The sequence below is a fragment of the Streptomyces fradiae genome (genome assembly GCF_041270065.1).
GTDB lineage: Bacteria > Actinomycetota > Actinomycetes > Streptomycetales > Streptomycetaceae > Streptomyces.
Genome location: NZ_CP065958.1, coordinates 5,384,110 through 5,399,062, shown reverse-complemented (window position 1 = coordinate 5,399,062; position 14,953 = coordinate 5,384,110). Strand labels below are relative to the sequence as shown.

Annotated in this window: 13 protein-coding genes; 8 read left to right on the top strand and 5 right to left on the bottom strand. The window is 69.7% G+C overall.

Translation table 11 applies throughout. The annotated features are described in order from the left end of the window. Positions 1-372 precede the first annotated feature (372 nt). The 3 genes from JAO84_RS24890 (at position 373) to JAO84_RS24880 (ending at position 4,195) form a co-directional block, all read left to right on the top strand. On the top strand, positions 373-1,641 hold the full coding sequence (locus JAO84_RS24890; RefSeq protein ID WP_370416861.1) for a DUF3631 domain-containing protein: 1,269 nt from the start codon (positions 373-375) through the stop codon (positions 1,639-1,641). Between the two features lie 315 nt (positions 1,642-1,956). Next, entirely contained in the window at positions 1,957-2,508 is a 552-nt protein-coding gene (locus tag JAO84_RS24885) for a hypothetical protein (protein WP_370416860.1), read from the top strand. Then, positions 2,498-4,195 (top strand): mobilization protein, encoded by a 1,698-nt coding sequence (locus JAO84_RS24880; RefSeq protein WP_370414842.1) that lies wholly within the window; start codon positions 2,498-2,500, stop codon positions 4,193-4,195. Before JAO84_RS24885 ends, JAO84_RS24880 begins: the two co-directional genes overlap by 11 nt. A 166-nt stretch (positions 4,196-4,361) precedes the next feature. Here JAO84_RS24880 and JAO84_RS24875 read toward each other — a convergent pair whose 3' ends face one another. Continuing rightward, positions 4,362-5,060: a hypothetical protein gene (locus tag JAO84_RS24875; protein WP_370414841.1), complete on the bottom strand. Its 699-nt coding sequence runs from the start codon at positions 5,058-5,060 to the stop codon at positions 4,362-4,364. 165 nt (positions 5,061-5,225) lie between these two features. Here JAO84_RS24875 and JAO84_RS24870 point away from each other — a divergent pair, with 165 nt between their 5' ends. Further along, positions 5,226-5,744 carry a DUF2716 domain-containing protein gene (locus tag JAO84_RS24870; RefSeq protein ID WP_370414840.1) on the top strand — a complete coding sequence of 173 codons (519 nt, stop codon included), beginning with the start codon at positions 5,226-5,228 and terminating at the stop codon, positions 5,742-5,744. Positions 5,745-5,835: 91 nt separating this feature from the next. Here the strand turns inward: JAO84_RS24870 and JAO84_RS24865 are convergent, their stop codons facing one another. The 4 genes from JAO84_RS24865 to JAO84_RS24850 all read right to left on the bottom strand — a co-directional run bounded on the left by JAO84_RS24865 (position 5,836) and on the right by JAO84_RS24850 (position 8,848). Further along, on the bottom strand, positions 5,836-6,381 hold the full coding sequence (locus tag JAO84_RS24865; protein WP_370414839.1) for an HAD domain-containing protein: 546 nt from the start codon (positions 6,379-6,381) through the stop codon (positions 5,836-5,838). A gap of 35 nt (positions 6,382-6,416) precedes the next feature. Continuing rightward, positions 6,417-7,109, bottom strand: coding sequence for a class I SAM-dependent methyltransferase (locus JAO84_RS24860; protein ID WP_370414838.1), 693 nt, complete (start codon positions 7,107-7,109; stop codon positions 6,417-6,419). Position 7,110: 1 nt separating this feature from the next. Then, positions 7,111-8,022: a phosphotransferase family protein gene (locus JAO84_RS24855; RefSeq protein WP_370414837.1), complete on the bottom strand. Its 912-nt coding sequence runs from the start codon at positions 8,020-8,022 to the stop codon at positions 7,111-7,113. A gap of 76 nt (positions 8,023-8,098) precedes the next feature. After that, positions 8,099-8,848, bottom strand: coding sequence for a hypothetical protein (locus JAO84_RS24850; RefSeq protein ID WP_370414836.1), 750 nt, complete (start codon positions 8,846-8,848; stop codon positions 8,099-8,101). A 223-nt stretch (positions 8,849-9,071) separates the two neighbouring features. On the opposite strand from JAO84_RS24850, the gene JAO84_RS24845 reads away from it, so the two are divergent. The 4 genes from JAO84_RS24845 (at position 9,072) to JAO84_RS24830 (ending at position 14,892) form a co-directional block, all read left to right on the top strand. After that, positions 9,072-10,427, top strand: coding sequence for a tetratricopeptide repeat protein (locus JAO84_RS24845; RefSeq protein WP_370414835.1), 1,356 nt, complete (start codon positions 9,072-9,074; stop codon positions 10,425-10,427). Position 10,428: 1 nt separating this feature from the next. Then, complete coding sequence (locus tag JAO84_RS24840; protein ID WP_370414834.1) at positions 10,429-10,959, top strand: NUDIX domain-containing protein; 531 nt, start codon at positions 10,429-10,431, stop codon at positions 10,957-10,959. Positions 10,960-11,335: 376 nt separating this feature from the next. Next, the gene (locus tag JAO84_RS24835) at positions 11,336-14,545 is read left to right on the top strand and encodes a hypothetical protein (protein ID WP_370414833.1); all 3,210 of its coding nucleotides are present in this window, start codon (positions 11,336-11,338) and stop codon (positions 14,543-14,545) included. After that, entirely contained in the window at positions 14,542-14,892 is a 351-nt protein-coding gene (locus JAO84_RS24830; RefSeq protein ID WP_370414832.1) for a hypothetical protein, read from the top strand. The genes JAO84_RS24835 and JAO84_RS24830 overlap by 4 nt, the downstream gene beginning before the upstream one ends. Positions 14,893-14,953 lie beyond the last annotated feature (61 nt).

Below are 14,953 nucleotides of genomic sequence, written 5' to 3'. Positions count from 1 at the left end.
GACCTTGCCCGTCCCGTCCCTCACCTGAGAGGAACGTCTATGGAGGACTCTACGTCCCTCGCCACCTCGAAGGCGTCCGAGGTTGTCTGGCCCACCCCCGCGGTCCCCGGCCAGGGCATCCCCTGGCGCAACGGGGACCGAGGCGGGGACCGAACGGAGTCACGGTCCCCTGCTTCGACGGGTGTTCCGGTCGGGGACCGAAACACGCCCAGCGCGGAACAGGCGCAGGTCAGTGCCCTGGGGACCGGTCCCGCCGAACCGGACGCCGGGGACCGGACAGAGACTTCCGGTCCGCTGGTCCCCGAACCCGGTCCCCGAATCCCAGGCGAGCACGGCGCGCCCCGAGCCGATGGTGAGGGCCACGGTCCCCACATATCTACGGGGACCGCGGCCCCCGACGGGGGATCGGGGACCGGGGACCGCGCCGGTGCGAGCGACGAGACGGCCGACGAAGGAGCCGCGCTGCTGGATGACCTCCGTACGGCGATCGGCCGGTACGTAGTGCTGCCGAGCGAGGAGGCCCTGACGGCGGTCACGTTGTGGGTGGCGGCCTCCCACATCCAGCCCGCCCTCCAGCACGCGCCACGGCTGGCGGTGGTGGGGCCGACCAAGGGGTGCGGCAAGTCCCGCGTCCTGGACGTGCTCCACGAGACCGTGCATCAGCCGATGATGACGGTGAACACCTCGCCTGCGGTGGTCTTCCGCGTCATCGGCAAGAACCCGCCGACGCTGCTGGTGGACGAGGCCGACACCATCTTCGGCCCCAAGGCCGGTGACAAGGAGGACCTGCGCGGCCTGCTGAACGCGGGGCACCAGCGCAACCGGCCCGCCTGGCGGATCTCCGGCCCGGAGCACAAGCCGACGGCGTTTCCCACCTTCGCCATGGCCGCGCTCGCCGGGATCGGCGACCTGCCGGACACGATCATGGACCGGGCGGTCGTGCTCCGCATGCAGAAGCGCAAGCCGGGCGAGCGCATCGCCCCGTTCCGCTCGCGGTACTCCGTTCCGGAACTGAACGCGCTGCGCGACCGGCTGACCGCCTGGCTGGCCCCGCTGCGGAGCACCGCAGAGGGCTTGGTTCCGCACATGCCGGTCGAGGATCGCGCCGCCGATACGTGGGAGCCCCTGATGATCGTCGCCGGCCTGGCCGGCGGGCACTGGCCCTCGCGGGCCCGTGCCGCCTGCCTGGCGATGACGCGCAACGAGGTGGTCCAGGACGAACAGACGACGCTGAAGACGCGGCTGCTGCGAGACGTCCGCCGCGTGTTCGAGCAGGAGGGGCACAAGGAGGCTCTGCGCAGCCAGGACCTGCTCGCCGCCCTCGTTCAGGACGCGGAGGCGCCTTGGGCCGAGTACGGGACGAAGGGCCTGAACGCCTACCACCTGGCCAACCTGCTGCGCGACTTCGGCATCAGCCCGGCCAACCAGCGCTTCGAGAACGGCAGGCAGGCCAAGGCGTACGCCCGCAACCAGTTCCTCGACGCCTGGGCCCGCTACTGCCCCGACCCCGCCCAACCGGCACCCGCAACCGGCGAGGCTGCGCCCACACGTCGGGCCCAGGGCAAGCCACCGGCCCCTCCGTCGGGGACGTTGCCCATCGGCCCGCCCGGCGGGCCTGCCGGCCCCAGGCCCACGCGCTGACGCCAGCTCCGTATCAATCCGTCGCATCCGTCCCCGCGCAGGTCAGCGCGGGGACGGAGTTCCTTGCCGATACGGATCACTCCGTACCTGCGACCGGCTCCGTACCTGTCCTGACCAGCTACGGGACGGATGCAACGGACGTGACGAAGCCCCACCCCACACGACCACCGGAGCACCACCATGCCCGAAACGAGCACCGACAACTCCCCCACCCGCCGCCGCAAGGGATTCTTCGGCCTGACCCGCCGATCAGCAGCAAGCTGGAGCGAACGAGCCTCTAACGAGGCTTCGTCCGCGCTTGCCCCCGCCCCAGGGGTGGCGGAGGAGGAGGCCGAGCGCCAGGGGGCGCCCGAGCTGGAAGGGGTCATAGCCGACTCCGCCGCCCTCCGCTCCCAGACACCGACCGACGTCCAACCGCCTGTCGAGCAGCCCTCCTGGCGGGACCTCGACGCCCCCGCACTGCCCGCACTGATGAACCGCAAGCGCACCGTGGAGAAGCGCGACCAGGAGAAGACCATCCGCTTCACACGGACAGCGGTCGGCGTGATCAGCGCCGCCGCCCACCAGCGCGGTCAGAAGTTCGCCGGATTCGTCGGCGACGCCGCCCTGGCCGTCGCCCTCGGCAAGGCGGGGCTGGTCGGTAGCCCGGAGGACGACCCGGTCCGCCCACTGGTCGAGGCAGTCGAGGCACACACGGTCGCGCTGAACCGCATCGGCGGCAACCTCAACCAGATCACCGCAGCCATCCACCGAGGAACAGTGCCCGAGCGCGCCGAGGCGGTGCTGGACCGCGTCGAGCAAGCCGCCGAGAGCAGCTACCGACTGATCGACCAGCTCCTGGCGGAAGGCACCGCGCATGGTGCCTGACGTCTCCACCGGCTCCGACACCCGCGGACTGATCGCCTACCTCTTCGGCCCCGGCCGCCGCGACGAACACACCAACCCACACATCGTCGCCGCCTGGGACATGGCCGGCGCCCCTGACCCTGGCCGCGACCCGGCAGCCACCTACTCCCTGCTCGCCAAGCGCCTCGACCACCATGTCGACCTGCGCACCCGCGAGCTGGGCGGCAAGAAGCCACCTCAGCACGTCTGGCACTGCCCCGCCCGCACCGCCCCCGGCGACCGCTACCTCACCGACGCCGAGTGGGCCGAGGTCGCCCGCCGCATCGTTCACGCCACCGGCATCGCCCCCGAAGGAGACGAGAAGGCATGCCGGTGGATCGCCGTGCGCCACGCCGACGACCACATCCACATCATGGCCACCACCGTCCGCGCCGACGGACGCCGCCCACGCACCCACCACGACGGACAGCGGGCCCAAGCCGAATGCCGCAAGATCGAAGCCGAGTTCGGCCTGCGCCGCCTGAAGTCCGGCGACCTCACCGCACCCCGAACCCCCACCGGCGCCGAACGCGCCAAGGCCGAGCGCCAGGGCCAGACGGTCACGGCACGGCAGTGGCTGCGCGAGCAGGCGTACGCGGTCGCTGCCGCCGTACGAACCGAAGCCGACTACTTCACCGTGCTGCAGTCCCTCGGCATCAAGGTCAAGACCCGCCTCGGCCCCGAGACCGGCGACGTGATCGGCTACAGCCTCGCCGCACCCGGCGACACCAACGCGGCCGGCGAACCCATCTGGTACGGCGGCTCGAAACTCGCCCCCGACCTCTCCATCAACCGCCTACGCGAACGCCTCCCCGACCAGGAGATAGCAGACCGCCCCCGATACGCGACGGACCCCGCCGACCCCTGGCGCCACACCACCACCGCCATACACACGGCACGCACCGCCCTCGACTCCGATGACGAAGCCGCCGCCCAGGGCCACCTGGCCGCCTTCGGCGACGCCCTGTACAACATCGCCAGCGCCACGACCGGCCCTCACCAGGCGGAACTACGAGCGGCGGCAATGGCGTTCAACCGCGCCCGCCGCTCCGCCACCCGCGCCGACCACCAGGCCGCCACCGCCCTGCGCAAGGCCGCCAAGGAACTCGCCTACGCCTCCAGCGAACCGGGCGGGCTCGCCATCGCCCTGCTCTTCGCCACCGTGCACCTGGCCCGCGCCGCCGCCAAGTGGCACGAGCAACGCGGCCACGAACAGCAGGCGGCAGCAGCCGAGGAAGCCTTCCGCCACCTCCAGGCGGGCTACCAGCAGGCCGCCCCACCCGTCCTGGCGGACTTGGCCCACCGCGCACCACGAGCCGCAACCGCCAGCCGCTACGAGCAGGACGTGCGCGCGGCCCTCCGCCACCACGCCGACCGAATCCTCGCCGACCCCACTTGGACCGCCCTAGCCACCACCCTCGCCCACGCCGAAAACGCCGGCCACAACCCCCGACGTCTCCTGGCCGAAGTGGGCACCCAGCGGGAACTCGACAGCGCCGAGCACCCCGCCGAGGTCCTCACCTGGCGCATCACTGCTCAGCCGAACCGGCGGACGCAAGCGGCTCGCAGCCGAAGCACCATCAGCGGACCTTCGTCCATGTCCGCCACGCCACACCCTCCGGCCGCACCAGTGGCTACGAGGCCCGAAGAGCGCAGTCGGCACCGCTGACCCCGGTTTCTCCCAGCCAGATTCCCGACGAAGGGACCGGCAGGCGAAGGCCGGCACAGCCCCCTGGTGCGACACGTCCCCGAGGGAACATCGGAAGTGTTCCCTCGGGGAACGCCCAACCCTGAGGAGACGGGGCTTTCCGTTCAGTTCCGGATGGCGTACCAGATCAGCTGGAGCGCTGAGCGGTTGCCTGAAGGTGCTCATAGAGGAAGGGGTCGTCGAGACGTGTGCCGACGACACGATCGCGCACTTCGGTGAGAAGCCAGCCCAGCAGCTCGGCAGTGGCGTCGTACTCATCGTAGAAGCCCATGCGCACGTCGGTGATCTCGAACTCGAACATCACGTCTTTAACGAGGTCTGCCAAGTGCGCGTCAGCGGCTGGGGTATTGGTCGCGGTCCATGTGTTCAGCCAAGGACTCAGGCTGTTGGTGGCCACGGTGATGAGGCTGAGGGAATCCCTGACGGGCACGGGGCTGGGGTGGGTATGCAGCGTGCTCTGCCACCAAGCGGACCAGACGTCCCGTAGGGCCGTGGTCAAGGGCAAGTCCCAGGTAGTCCAGCCCGCCTGAACCAGGCGGGAGGCGATGAGCTCCTCGTCGACGTGGAGCTGGCCGGTGACGAGTGGGCGAATGATGCGCGGGACGAGGCGGCGATAGAGACGAGGGAAGTCCCCCCAATGATCAGGCACCTCTGCGGCAACCGAGGAGACCAGGTCGTCGGCTATGAGGTGCAGTGGCCCGGAGAGTTCCGCGAAGTCTTGCTCGACGTAGCAGTACGTGCACCCTGTGACGAGGAAGGGATCTTCTGAGGCGAAGGCGTGGTCCAGGGCATCGAGAGCTGTCATGAGCTGCTCAGAGCAAGACATGAAGACCTGCCGGGGGACTCCGTCCGGGCGACCGGCGAAGATCGCAGGCTATCAGGCCGTGCCCCAACTCTCACGCAATGCCTTGATGGTCCGAGTGGAGGGGGCCGAGGTTCCGTGAAGGATCTCTCTCCGATCCTCACACGGGCGACTCGATAGGATCGGGCCATGATGGAGAGTCCCGTGGTCGAGCTGCTTGAGGCCGAGTATCGACGCGTTTGGGACCGCTTCTACGACGAGTTCAAGTTCCAGCCGAGTACGAGTTCTTTCAAGTGGCCAGCCATCAAGGAGCCCGTCGCATCGGTTACCTGGAGCCTTGCCGCGCTTGACGACGACCCTGAATACGAGCGTTTGGACCGCCTGGTCGAGGTGGTCGAGCAGGGGCTGACGTCCTGCATTGGCCCGAGCGGAACGCTGCTCGCACTCGACTGGCAGCACACGTCGTATCGCTTCGCCCCGCAGGGTGTCGGTGGCCCTGGGCAGCCAGCATGGCCTTTGAGTCCGTACCCTGACGGGGATTACTACATCTACCTCTCGGAAGACTTCCGTATAGGCAGTTTTGGGCACCCCTGGGAAGAGTCCCTCTGTCTGTTCGGTCAGGAACTCCTCGACGCCGCGTCCGCGGAAGTAGAGAAGCTTCTCGGCCAGCCGATCCGTAGGTCCGGCAGGGCAGTCGGCACCGCCTGAATTGGATCCCTACTCCAAAGGCACCCAAGTAGTCAGGCCCAACAACGCACCCTGATGCCCTCGCTGCCCGTAGCAGCGAGGGCATCAGTCGTCAGGAGGCGCGGACTGTGGGTAACTGCGCGACCCACTTCGTCACCTCGGTCAGGTGGTCGGGCTGAAGCCCGAGGTGTGGGTCGGGCTGTACGAGGAGGGTCGCCGTTCCGCGGGCGGTGCGCTCCTCCGCCCAGGCATGGTCGAGGCCGGTGAAGTCGTCGTCGATCCAGACGGCGGGGGCGTCGACGAGCCAGGCGTCGACGTGGTCGCGCTTCCACAGGTAGCCGTTGGGGTGGCTGGTAGTGATCTGCGGACGCGGGAGATCGACGTGCGGCAGCGTCGGGAGGCCCAGGAGGGGCCCGATGAGGGTGGTGGCGTCCTGGCGCCAGCTGGTGCACCAGACGGGGGTGACCAGGCCGGTGCGGATCACGTCCATGAGCAGGCGGCCGTGGTCGGGGTGGAGCCAGACGGTGATCGGGTTGTCGGTGCTGCGGCCGGTGGGGACGACGTCGTGGCGGACGTGGGTGGCCGGGGTCGAGCCGTCTGCGTTGGGGAAGGGTATGAGGACGCCGTCGATGTCGAGGAGCAGGTAGGGCGGGCGCATCGGTTCCTCCGGGGGAAGCCGGGGCGAATGGCTGGTCAGAGCTTGCGGGCGCGGATCAGCAGGGTGGTGGGCCAGTGGCCCATGCGGGGGTCGTGGAACTCCTGGGCCGAAGTGAGCCAGAAGCCCGCCCGGCTGAGGTGCTTCTCCCAGCGGTCCGCGGAGAACTCCCATCGGGCGATGGGGAGCCGGGTGCGATCGGGAAGAGTTACGTGGTCGCTACGAGGCCGGTCGTCGCCCGAGGGGCTTCGGCCGCCGCGCTGCGGGTGCGGGACGGAGAAGGCGAGCACTCGGCCGGGCGTGAGGCGCTGGGCCATGGCCGGGAGCAGGACCTCGGGCGCGACGAGCCCGACGGCGCCGAAGACGGAGTAGATCGCGTCGAACTGCTCATCGGAGGCGTGCAGGTAGTGCAGGGCGTGGCCGGCGACGAAGGTGAGGTTGTTCAGCCGTCCGTAGTGGGAGCGGGCGCGGCGGACCTGGAGGCCGACCAGGTCGACGCCGGTGACGCGGGCGTTGTGGCGGGTGGCGAGGTGGGCGGCGTTGTGGCCGGGGCCGCAGCCAAGTTCCAGGAGTCGCTTGCCGCGCAGGTCGGGGCCGAGGATCTCGGCTCCGGGACCTTGGCCGGGTCTCGTGGTCCATTCCATCCGTGCGGGTACGGACAGGGGTTCGGCAAGTCCGACGGCGGTGCGCTGGAGGGCGTGGGCGTGCCAGGGGGACGCCTGGGCGAGCACGTCAGATCTCCAGGAGGTGGAGGACGTCGGTGAGGTGGCGACGGACCGCCTTGAGGTAGGCGGGGTCGCTGGCCGGATCGTTGATCCAGCGGACGGCCTGCTCCATGAACCACTCGACGGCCCACATGCGGTGCCAGCCCAAGGCCCAGTTCTCAGCGGTGAGCCCGCCGCGCGGGGCGAGGGCGTCGGGGGTGCCGCCGGCGGTGACGTACTGCTCCAGGAAGACGCGCAGGCGCACGGGGTGAGGGGGATCGATGGTTCCGTGCCAGCTGGCGAGGTCGAGTAGGCCGGGGCCGGTGAAGGCGCGGGCGAAGTCGAGGAGCCGCCAGCCGCGCTCGCCGATGTGGAGGCTGGTTGGGTGGAACTCGGAGTGCACCCAGCCGAACGGTTCCAGCATCGCTCCGGCCGAGCGGGCCTCGGCGGCCTGGGCGATCCGGTCGAGCGCGTCCTCGACGTCGTCGGCGTCCTGCCACCGGTCGGCCTTGCGCAGCTGTTCGAGGTGTTCCAGCGCCCGGGCCGGCAGCGTCCGCAGCCGGTCCTGGTCGAGGACGGGCAGGGGCGGAGCCGTACGGGTGCCGTGCAGGACCACGGCCGCGGCGACGCCGTCGAGGTCGTCGGCCTCGCGTAGGGAGGATCCGAGGTCCTCCATGAGCATGCCGAGCCAGCCGTCCAGGACGGCGGAGGCGTGGACCTGGGGGACGGGTACGCCGAGGGTGTGGGCCAGGCGGAGGGCCTGGTCCTCGCTGTCGAAGGGCTTCTTGGCGTACTTGAAGATGGCCGTGGAGCCGTCGGGGAAGGTCGCGCGCTCGACGCCGGACATGGACCACACGCGTACCTCCTCCCGTACGGCGGTGGTCTGGCCGGTCGCGGTGAGCAGGTTGTCGAGGAGTTCGGCGCTGGGGTTTGTGGTCATGGGAGGGCTCCGGGGGATGGTGGCTTCCGGGGCGGGCGAGGGATGCCGGCCCGCCCCGGAAGCCTGATCGGGTGGGTTACGCGGCGGGGTTCACGCGGTGGGCGTAGACCTGCTCGATCCAGCCCGCCTTGAACGCGGCGAGGTCGTCGCGGAAGTTCGCCATCGAGGCACCGTAGGGCGCGACCACGCCGCCGGACTGGTCCGGCACGGACTGGCAGCCGTGCACGAGCCGGCCGCCGAGGGCGGCGTGGGCCTTGATGGACTCGATGCGGCGGTGCTCGTTGAACCAGCCGCCGTGGTAGACCTCGTCGAGCATCCCGCCCGTCTCGTCGTCCAGGTCGAAGACGACGGAGGTGGCGGCGGGGAAGAACCAGCACGGGCCGACGTTGGAGATGTGCCCGTCGAGCTCGACCTTGTTGAGCGCCATGAGCGTGGCGGCCTCGCGGAGCATCCGCAGGTGGTCGGCGGTGATCTGCGGCAGGCCGAGGCCGGTCAGGTGCTCGTCGCGGAAGAGGTACGTGTACACCTCGTACGCGGTGGCCAGGACGCGGGCCGCGTCGGAGGTGGACTCGCTGTGCTGCTTGATGAAGTCGAGCGCGAGCTGCTCGACCGCGCTCTCGGTCGTCTCGTCCACGTCCAGGAGCTGGGCCTTGACCAGCTCCCAGTCGGCGACGAGCCAGGTGTTGGACTCGAAGCGGAAGAAGTACTCGGCCGGGTCGATCGTGATGCGCCGGCCGTCGACCTGGATGCCGGGCAGGCGGCCCCAGCGCGGGTCGAACGCCTCGGGCAGCTCGACCGTGATGGCCTTGGTGTCGATGGTGGTCACCGTGTCTCCGTCTCTGATCGGCCAGGTCCGGGCACAGGAATGCCCGAGCCCGGTGTGGGCGTACGGAACTTCGGGGTGCCGCCCGGATCCAGGGGGAGCCTGGATCACGGTCGTGCCGTTCCGGGCGGCTGCTGATAAGTGAACCGGTGGTCACGCTCAGTGGGTACGGTGGAAGGCAGTTGAAGCGGTATACGCGGTTTACAGCTCCAGGGCGGAGGCGATCGTGGCGGCGCAGCGAGAACCCAACTCCCTTCTGCGCGATGCCATCGACGCAGTCGGCTGCACCTACGAGGCCCTCGCCAGAGACGTGCGGCGCATCGCCGCCGAGAACGGCGAGATCCTCCAGACCAACAAGTCGGCCATCTCGCACTGGGTGAACGGCAACCGCGCCCCGTCCGGCCGGGTAGGTCAGTACCTGGCCGAGGCACTGTCCCGCCGAGCGGGGCGCACGGTCACCCGTACCGAGATCGGCTTCCAGACCGGTGATGACGAAGAGCCGGCGGAATCCGACCCCGTCCTCGCCGCCACCGACCTGGGCCGTGCCGACGTCGAGCGCCGCCGCTTCCTCGCCATCGCGGCCTTCACCACCGCCGGCGTCACCATGCCGCTCGGATACGACCACGAAGCCACCGCCCGCATGCTCCGCGCCCGCACCGGCACGTCCCTGGTCGGCACGGAGGACGTGGACGTCGTACGCCAGATCACCACGGCCTTCAGCGCCGCCGACGAGCGCCTCGGCGGCGGTCACGGCCTGACCACCGTCACCGCGTACCTCGCCGACACCGCCGCCCCGATGCTCCGCGGACGCTTCCCCAGCGAAGCCTTACGCCGGGCCGCCTTCGGCGCCGTCGCCGAACTCGCCTACCTCGCAGGGTGGAAGCACCACGACCTCGGCCAGGAAGGCGCGGCCCAGCGCTACTACCAGGTCGGCTACAAGCTCGCCTGCGAAGCGGACCCCCACGGCCACGGGGCCTGGATGATGCGTGCCCTCGCCCACCAGGCCCTGAGCCTCAAGCAGCCCCACCACTGCGTCGACCTCGTCGAAGGCGCCCTCCGGGCTGGTCTCGGCCACGTCGACGGCCAGACCGAGGCCCTCCTCCACATCACCCACGCCCGCGCCTACGCCGCGGTCAACGAGAACCCCTTGGCCGCGCGCGCCCTGCTCGCCGCCGAAGACGCCCTCCTCAGGGACGATGGGCCGCAACCCAGCTACTCCCGCGTCAGCGGCCCCGCCGCCGGCACCGTGGCCAGCCACACCGCTCGCACCCTGACCGACCTCGCCGACCACATCGGCACCGAGCAGCAGCACCGGGACGCCCTCACCCGCTGGGACCCCGAAAAGTACAAGCGCGTCCACGCCCTCACCCACGCCGATCTCGGCGACAGCCTCGCCGCTCAGGCCCGCGCCGACGAAGCGGTCGCCGCCTGGACCCAGGCCCTGGTCCTGATGGAGGGCATGACCTCTGACCGCACCCGGAAAGCGATCACCTCGATCCGCTCCACGCTCGCGGTCTACCAGCGCCGCCGCGTTCCCGGTGCCGCCGATCTGGCCCGCCGCGCCCGCGAGGCCCTCGCCTAACATGCCCAACAACCCGTCCGACGAAGGGAACACCGTGCCCCAGCAGACCGACGATCAGCCGAAGGCCCTCAAGCCGGCGTCCGAATCCATGACCCTGCTGGTCGCCGCCGTCATCGTCCACGACAAGGCCACCAACCGCGTCGTCCTCCTCCAGCGCAGCGAGAACGCCAAGTTCGCCCAGGGCCTATGGGACCTCCCCGTCGGCAAGAGCGAGCCGGGCGAACCCATCACCGAAACCGCGGTCCGCGAGCTGTACGAGGAGACCGGCCTCACGGTGAAGCCCGAGTCCCTCAAGGTCGCCCACATCATCCACGGCGCCTGGGGCGTCGAAGCCCCCAACGGCTTCCTCACCGTCGTCTTCGCCGCCCACGAATGGACCGGCGAACCCGAGAACCGCGAACCCCGCAAGCACTCTCAGGTCCGCTGGGTCGACGCCAACGCCATCCCGGACGAATTCGTGGAGACCACCGCCAGCGCCCTCCACCGCTATCTCGAAGGCGGACCGCAGGTCTCCCTGAACAGCTGGAAGTAGTTGCGCGAGACGCGCTACTCAAACAGGACAATTCATGCCGGGCTGCGACGCACGGATGTAGTCCCCCGACCAGTCCGTCGAAGCTTCGGGTACCCGGGCTGGCCTGCCGACACGGTGCGGGAGGCAGAATAGGAGGTGACAAGGCGCGGGCGAGGGAGCGTTGCGAGTGAGGCCGGGAAGGCGGCAGGAGCTGGCCGAGGACACGGGTGAGGCACGTGCTGCGAACGGGGCACTCGCGAATAGCGGCGTCCTGAAGGTCTCAGGGGATCTCGTCCTGGGGCACCACCGCCCCCCGGTCGTGCGCTCGGGCTATCTGCACGAGGTTGCCCAGCTCGCAGCCGCCCAGTTCGAGGGCCGAGCTGCTGAGCTGGCGGCCATGGCTGCGTTCTCCACCTCACCAGACGGTGTCCAGGAGGCCCAGGGAGGCTATGCGGGCACGGCCTACTGGCGATGGCTGGCGCCAGCGTGGTCGGGAAAAACCGCGCTCATGGCGCAGTTCGTGATGCATCCTCCGCAAGGCGTAGACGTGTTGGCCTTCTTCATCACCGCGCGTAATGCAGGACGCTCAGACCGAACCTCCTTCCTAGCCACTCTGCAGGGGCAGTTGCGGGAGTACCTCTGCGACGCCGATGTGGACTGCGCCTCCCAGGGCCAGTTCCTCGATGCCCTCGAACGCGCCGCCGGAAAAGCCACGGCCGAAGGCCGACGGCTGGTCCTGCTGGTTGACGGACTCGATGAGGACACTGGCGTCGAGTCGGCCAGCAGCGGCTACAGCATCGCGGCGCTGCTGCCGCGCATGCCGCCTCCGGGACTACGGATCGTCGTGGCCGGCCGTCCAAATCCACCCATCCCGAGCGACGTGCTGGAGAACCACCCGCTACACAGCGCACGCATCAACCACCTGCTGTCACCGTCACCCGCGGCGCAGGCGCTTCGGAAGGCCGCGGAGCGTGACCTTCATGCCCTGCTGACGGGTGGTGGCCCCGGGCGAGAGGTGGCGTGCCTAATCGCCGCCGCCAGTGGTGGTCTGAGCGCCCAGGACCTTTCCGACCTCATGGGCGAGGTGAGCGCTTGGGAAGTCGAAGAGGTCCTCGGTGGGTCGTTGGGCCGGTCCTTCCAGCACCGGCCAGCCCAATGGCCAGCACCCGGCGAACAACCAGCGCATCTGTTCTCCTTCGCCCACGAAGAGCTGCAGCAGGGCGCTCTGAAGCGGATCTCCCGAGCGGCGCTGGAGGGTTACCGTGCGCGGGTGCACGCCTTCACCGACGCCTGGCGCGAGGCCGGCTGGCCACCTGACACGCCCGAATACGCCCTCGTCGGCTACCCGCAGTTGTTACGCAACCTTGCGGACACCACTCGTCTTACCGTGCTGGCGACCGATGCGGTGCGGCACGAAAGGCTGTGGGAGACCACCGGCTCCGACACCGAGGCGCTGGCCGAGATCGCCGCCGCGATCCGTCTCCACCGGGCCGCCACCGATCCCGACCTGCGGGCGTGTGTGCAGCTCGCTCACCGCCGCGACGAGATCCGGGGACATGTCGCCGCTATCCCCGGCGACGTCATCGAGACCTGGGCCATCCTGGGGCATGTACGACGTGCCCTCACCCTGGCCCAGGTGGCGCACGGTTCGCGGGGGATTCCCGACCTCGTCAGAGGGCTCTTCCGTGTGGGTAGAACAGACCACAACACTGCGTCGCTCGTGGCGTCGGTCGCACGTCAGCTTCTGAGCCCCATCCAGGACGCCTCGGAACTCCGAGACGTCGCCGATGCGCTCTGCGAGGCCGGACACCCCCAACAAGCCGCGGGCCTCGCCCGCAACATCGCCAGGCCCGACCGGCGCGACGACGCACTAGCGGCCGTCGTCAGCTCAATGGCCAAGAGTGGAGACCCTCGACAGGCTGCCGAGCTCGCCCGTGACATCACCGACCCCGACCGGCAGGCCGGAGTCCTTGCCTCCGCGGCTAGGGCGCTCGCCAGATCGAGACGTCACGAGCAAGCCGTGGAGCTCGCCAGAAGCATCACCGACCCAGAGCGGCGGAATGGGGTCCTTCGCTCGCTGTCCGCAGCTGCCGCCGAAGCCGCGGATGATGGGCCAGCCAATGGTTGGGAAACCGAGATCCAGATCCCGAACGAGCCCGTCGAAGACCTCCAATTTGCGAAGGGCTCGGAGCGGGCTGTCGAACGTGCCCGCTGCATCTCTGACCCGGACCGCCAGGCCAGGGCCCTTGGAGCCATTGCCAGGAGGTTAGCCCTAAGCGGATTCCACCGGCAGGCCACCGAACTCGCCGACGAAGCCGCTCGCCTTGCCCGCAGCATCGTAAATCGTGATGAACGAGACGGAGCGCTCACCGTCGCTGCCCGGGCCGTAGCCCGCAGAGGGCACCATGCTTTGGCAGCCGGACTCGCCCGCACCGTCGCCGACAGCGACCGGCGCGCCAGCACCCTGGCGGCTGTCGCAGCGCGGATGGCCCGCGCGGGTGCCAGTCAGCAGGCAGCCGCACTCGCCACCGAGGCAGCAGAGCTCGCCCGTGGCCGAACCGTCCTCAGTTCGAATGCCCCACTGCGGGCGGTCGTCGCCGAGGCCATAGCACTCACGGGACGGCATGAGGAGGCGGCCGAACTCGCCCGTGAAGCAGCGCAGCTCGCCGACTCGTCCAAAGCCTCAAGTCAACGTGCAGCAGCCCTCACGCTGGCCGCCAGGGCCATGGCCCGCACCGGACGCCATCGGCAAGCGATCGACATCGCACGAATGGTCACGGAACCTGACTTGCTAGAGCGGGCGTACGGGGCCGTGGCCGAGGTGATTGCCCACGCGGGGGACCCACGGGATGCGATTGAACTCGTCGGAAGAATCGATGCCCCCGATCGGAAGGCGAAGGCGCTGACAGCAGTCGCCACTGCGCTGGCCTACACGGGGCGTCACCGGCAAGCCGCCGAATTTGCCCTAAGCATCGCCCCGCCGACCAGCCGGGTGAGGGCCCTGTCCCTCGTGATCAAGGCCATGACCCGAGCAGGGTACCGGCAGGAGGCCGTTGAACTTTCCCGGATAGCTGTCGACCTCGCCCACGAAGTCAGACATCCGAACTGGCGCGCCAGAACACTGGCGACCGCCGCTGAGGTGCTGGCCCAGGAAGGGCACCTCGAGCAGGCCGCCGCTCTCGCCCAGGCAGCCGCCGAGCTCGCCCATACGGTCAAAGACCCCGGCCGACGGGCGGCGGCAATGACGGATGCCGCGCGTGCCCTGAGCCGAACGGGGTGTCGGGAACAAGCTGAAGACGTCGGGCGAGAAGCCATCAACGCGGCCCGCACCCTCAAGGACCCCGGGCAGCGGGTCAAGGCGCTGACGTCCACGGCGAGGAAGTGCGGGGATATCCTCGACCGGCGTGTGCTGCTTGCCGAGGCACTCGACATCGGCCCCTTGCAGGAGGTGGTCGAGTGCCTGCCCGACATCGCGCCGGAGACCCTGGAAATGCTGGCGCGACTAATGACCGCCGAACGTCCGGGAATCGACCGTGGGCGTACGGCCCGAGCGGGGACATCGACAGGATGCCAGCTCGACAATGACGCGAAGGAGATGGGCCGATGAGCGGACGGCAGCGACTGGTGGCAGGTCTGACTGGACTGGCGGTGGCGGCGCTGGCCGGGGTCTTCTGTTTTCTGAGCTGGGATCGGGCTAACCAGGTCGCCGGGATCGTCTCGGCCCTGGTGGGCGTCGTGGCCCTGGGGGCCGGGGTCCTGGCCCTTATGTCGGGCCGTGGGGGGTCGGTGCGGATCGCGAACACCGGTCCAGCTACCGCGGTGGGCACGGGTTCACACGCCAATACCGGTCTGACCGCTCAGGGGAGCGTGCACGGAAGCATGGAAGTTGACGGGACCGCAGAGGCACGGGCCGAGGACGGAGGACGCGCGAATACCGGCCACGACCAGCTCTAACGCCGTCGCCGTGCGTGCCTGATAGTGGGAAGCGCAGCGGTCCGCACACAGTCCGCAGGAC

Bases quoted from the DNA above. Each gene is read 5' to 3' on its own strand.
- JAO84_RS24880 (WP_370414842.1), top strand. From the start codon at position 2,498: ATGGTGCCTGACGTCTCCACCGGCTCCGACACCCGCGGACTGATCGCC.
- JAO84_RS24875 (WP_370414841.1), bottom strand. From the start codon at position 5,060: ATGTCTTGCTCTGAGCAGCTCATGACAGCTCTCGATGCCCTGGACCAC.
- JAO84_RS24870 (WP_370414840.1), top strand. From the start codon at position 5,226: ATGATGGAGAGTCCCGTGGTCGAGCTGCTTGAGGCCGAGTATCGACGC.
- JAO84_RS24865 (WP_370414839.1), bottom strand. From the start codon at position 6,381: ATGCGCCCGCCCTACCTGCTCCTCGACATCGACGGCGTCCTCATACCC.
- JAO84_RS24855 (WP_370414837.1), bottom strand. From the start codon at position 8,022: ATGACCACAAACCCCAGCGCCGAACTCCTCGACAACCTGCTCACCGCG.
- JAO84_RS24840 (WP_370414834.1), top strand. From the start codon at position 10,429: ATGCCCAACAACCCGTCCGACGAAGGGAACACCGTGCCCCAGCAGACC.
- JAO84_RS24835 (WP_370414833.1), top strand. From the start codon at position 11,336: ATGGCTGCGTTCTCCACCTCACCAGACGGTGTCCAGGAGGCCCAGGGA.
- JAO84_RS24830 (WP_370414832.1), top strand. From the start codon at position 14,542: ATGAGCGGACGGCAGCGACTGGTGGCAGGTCTGACTGGACTGGCGGTG.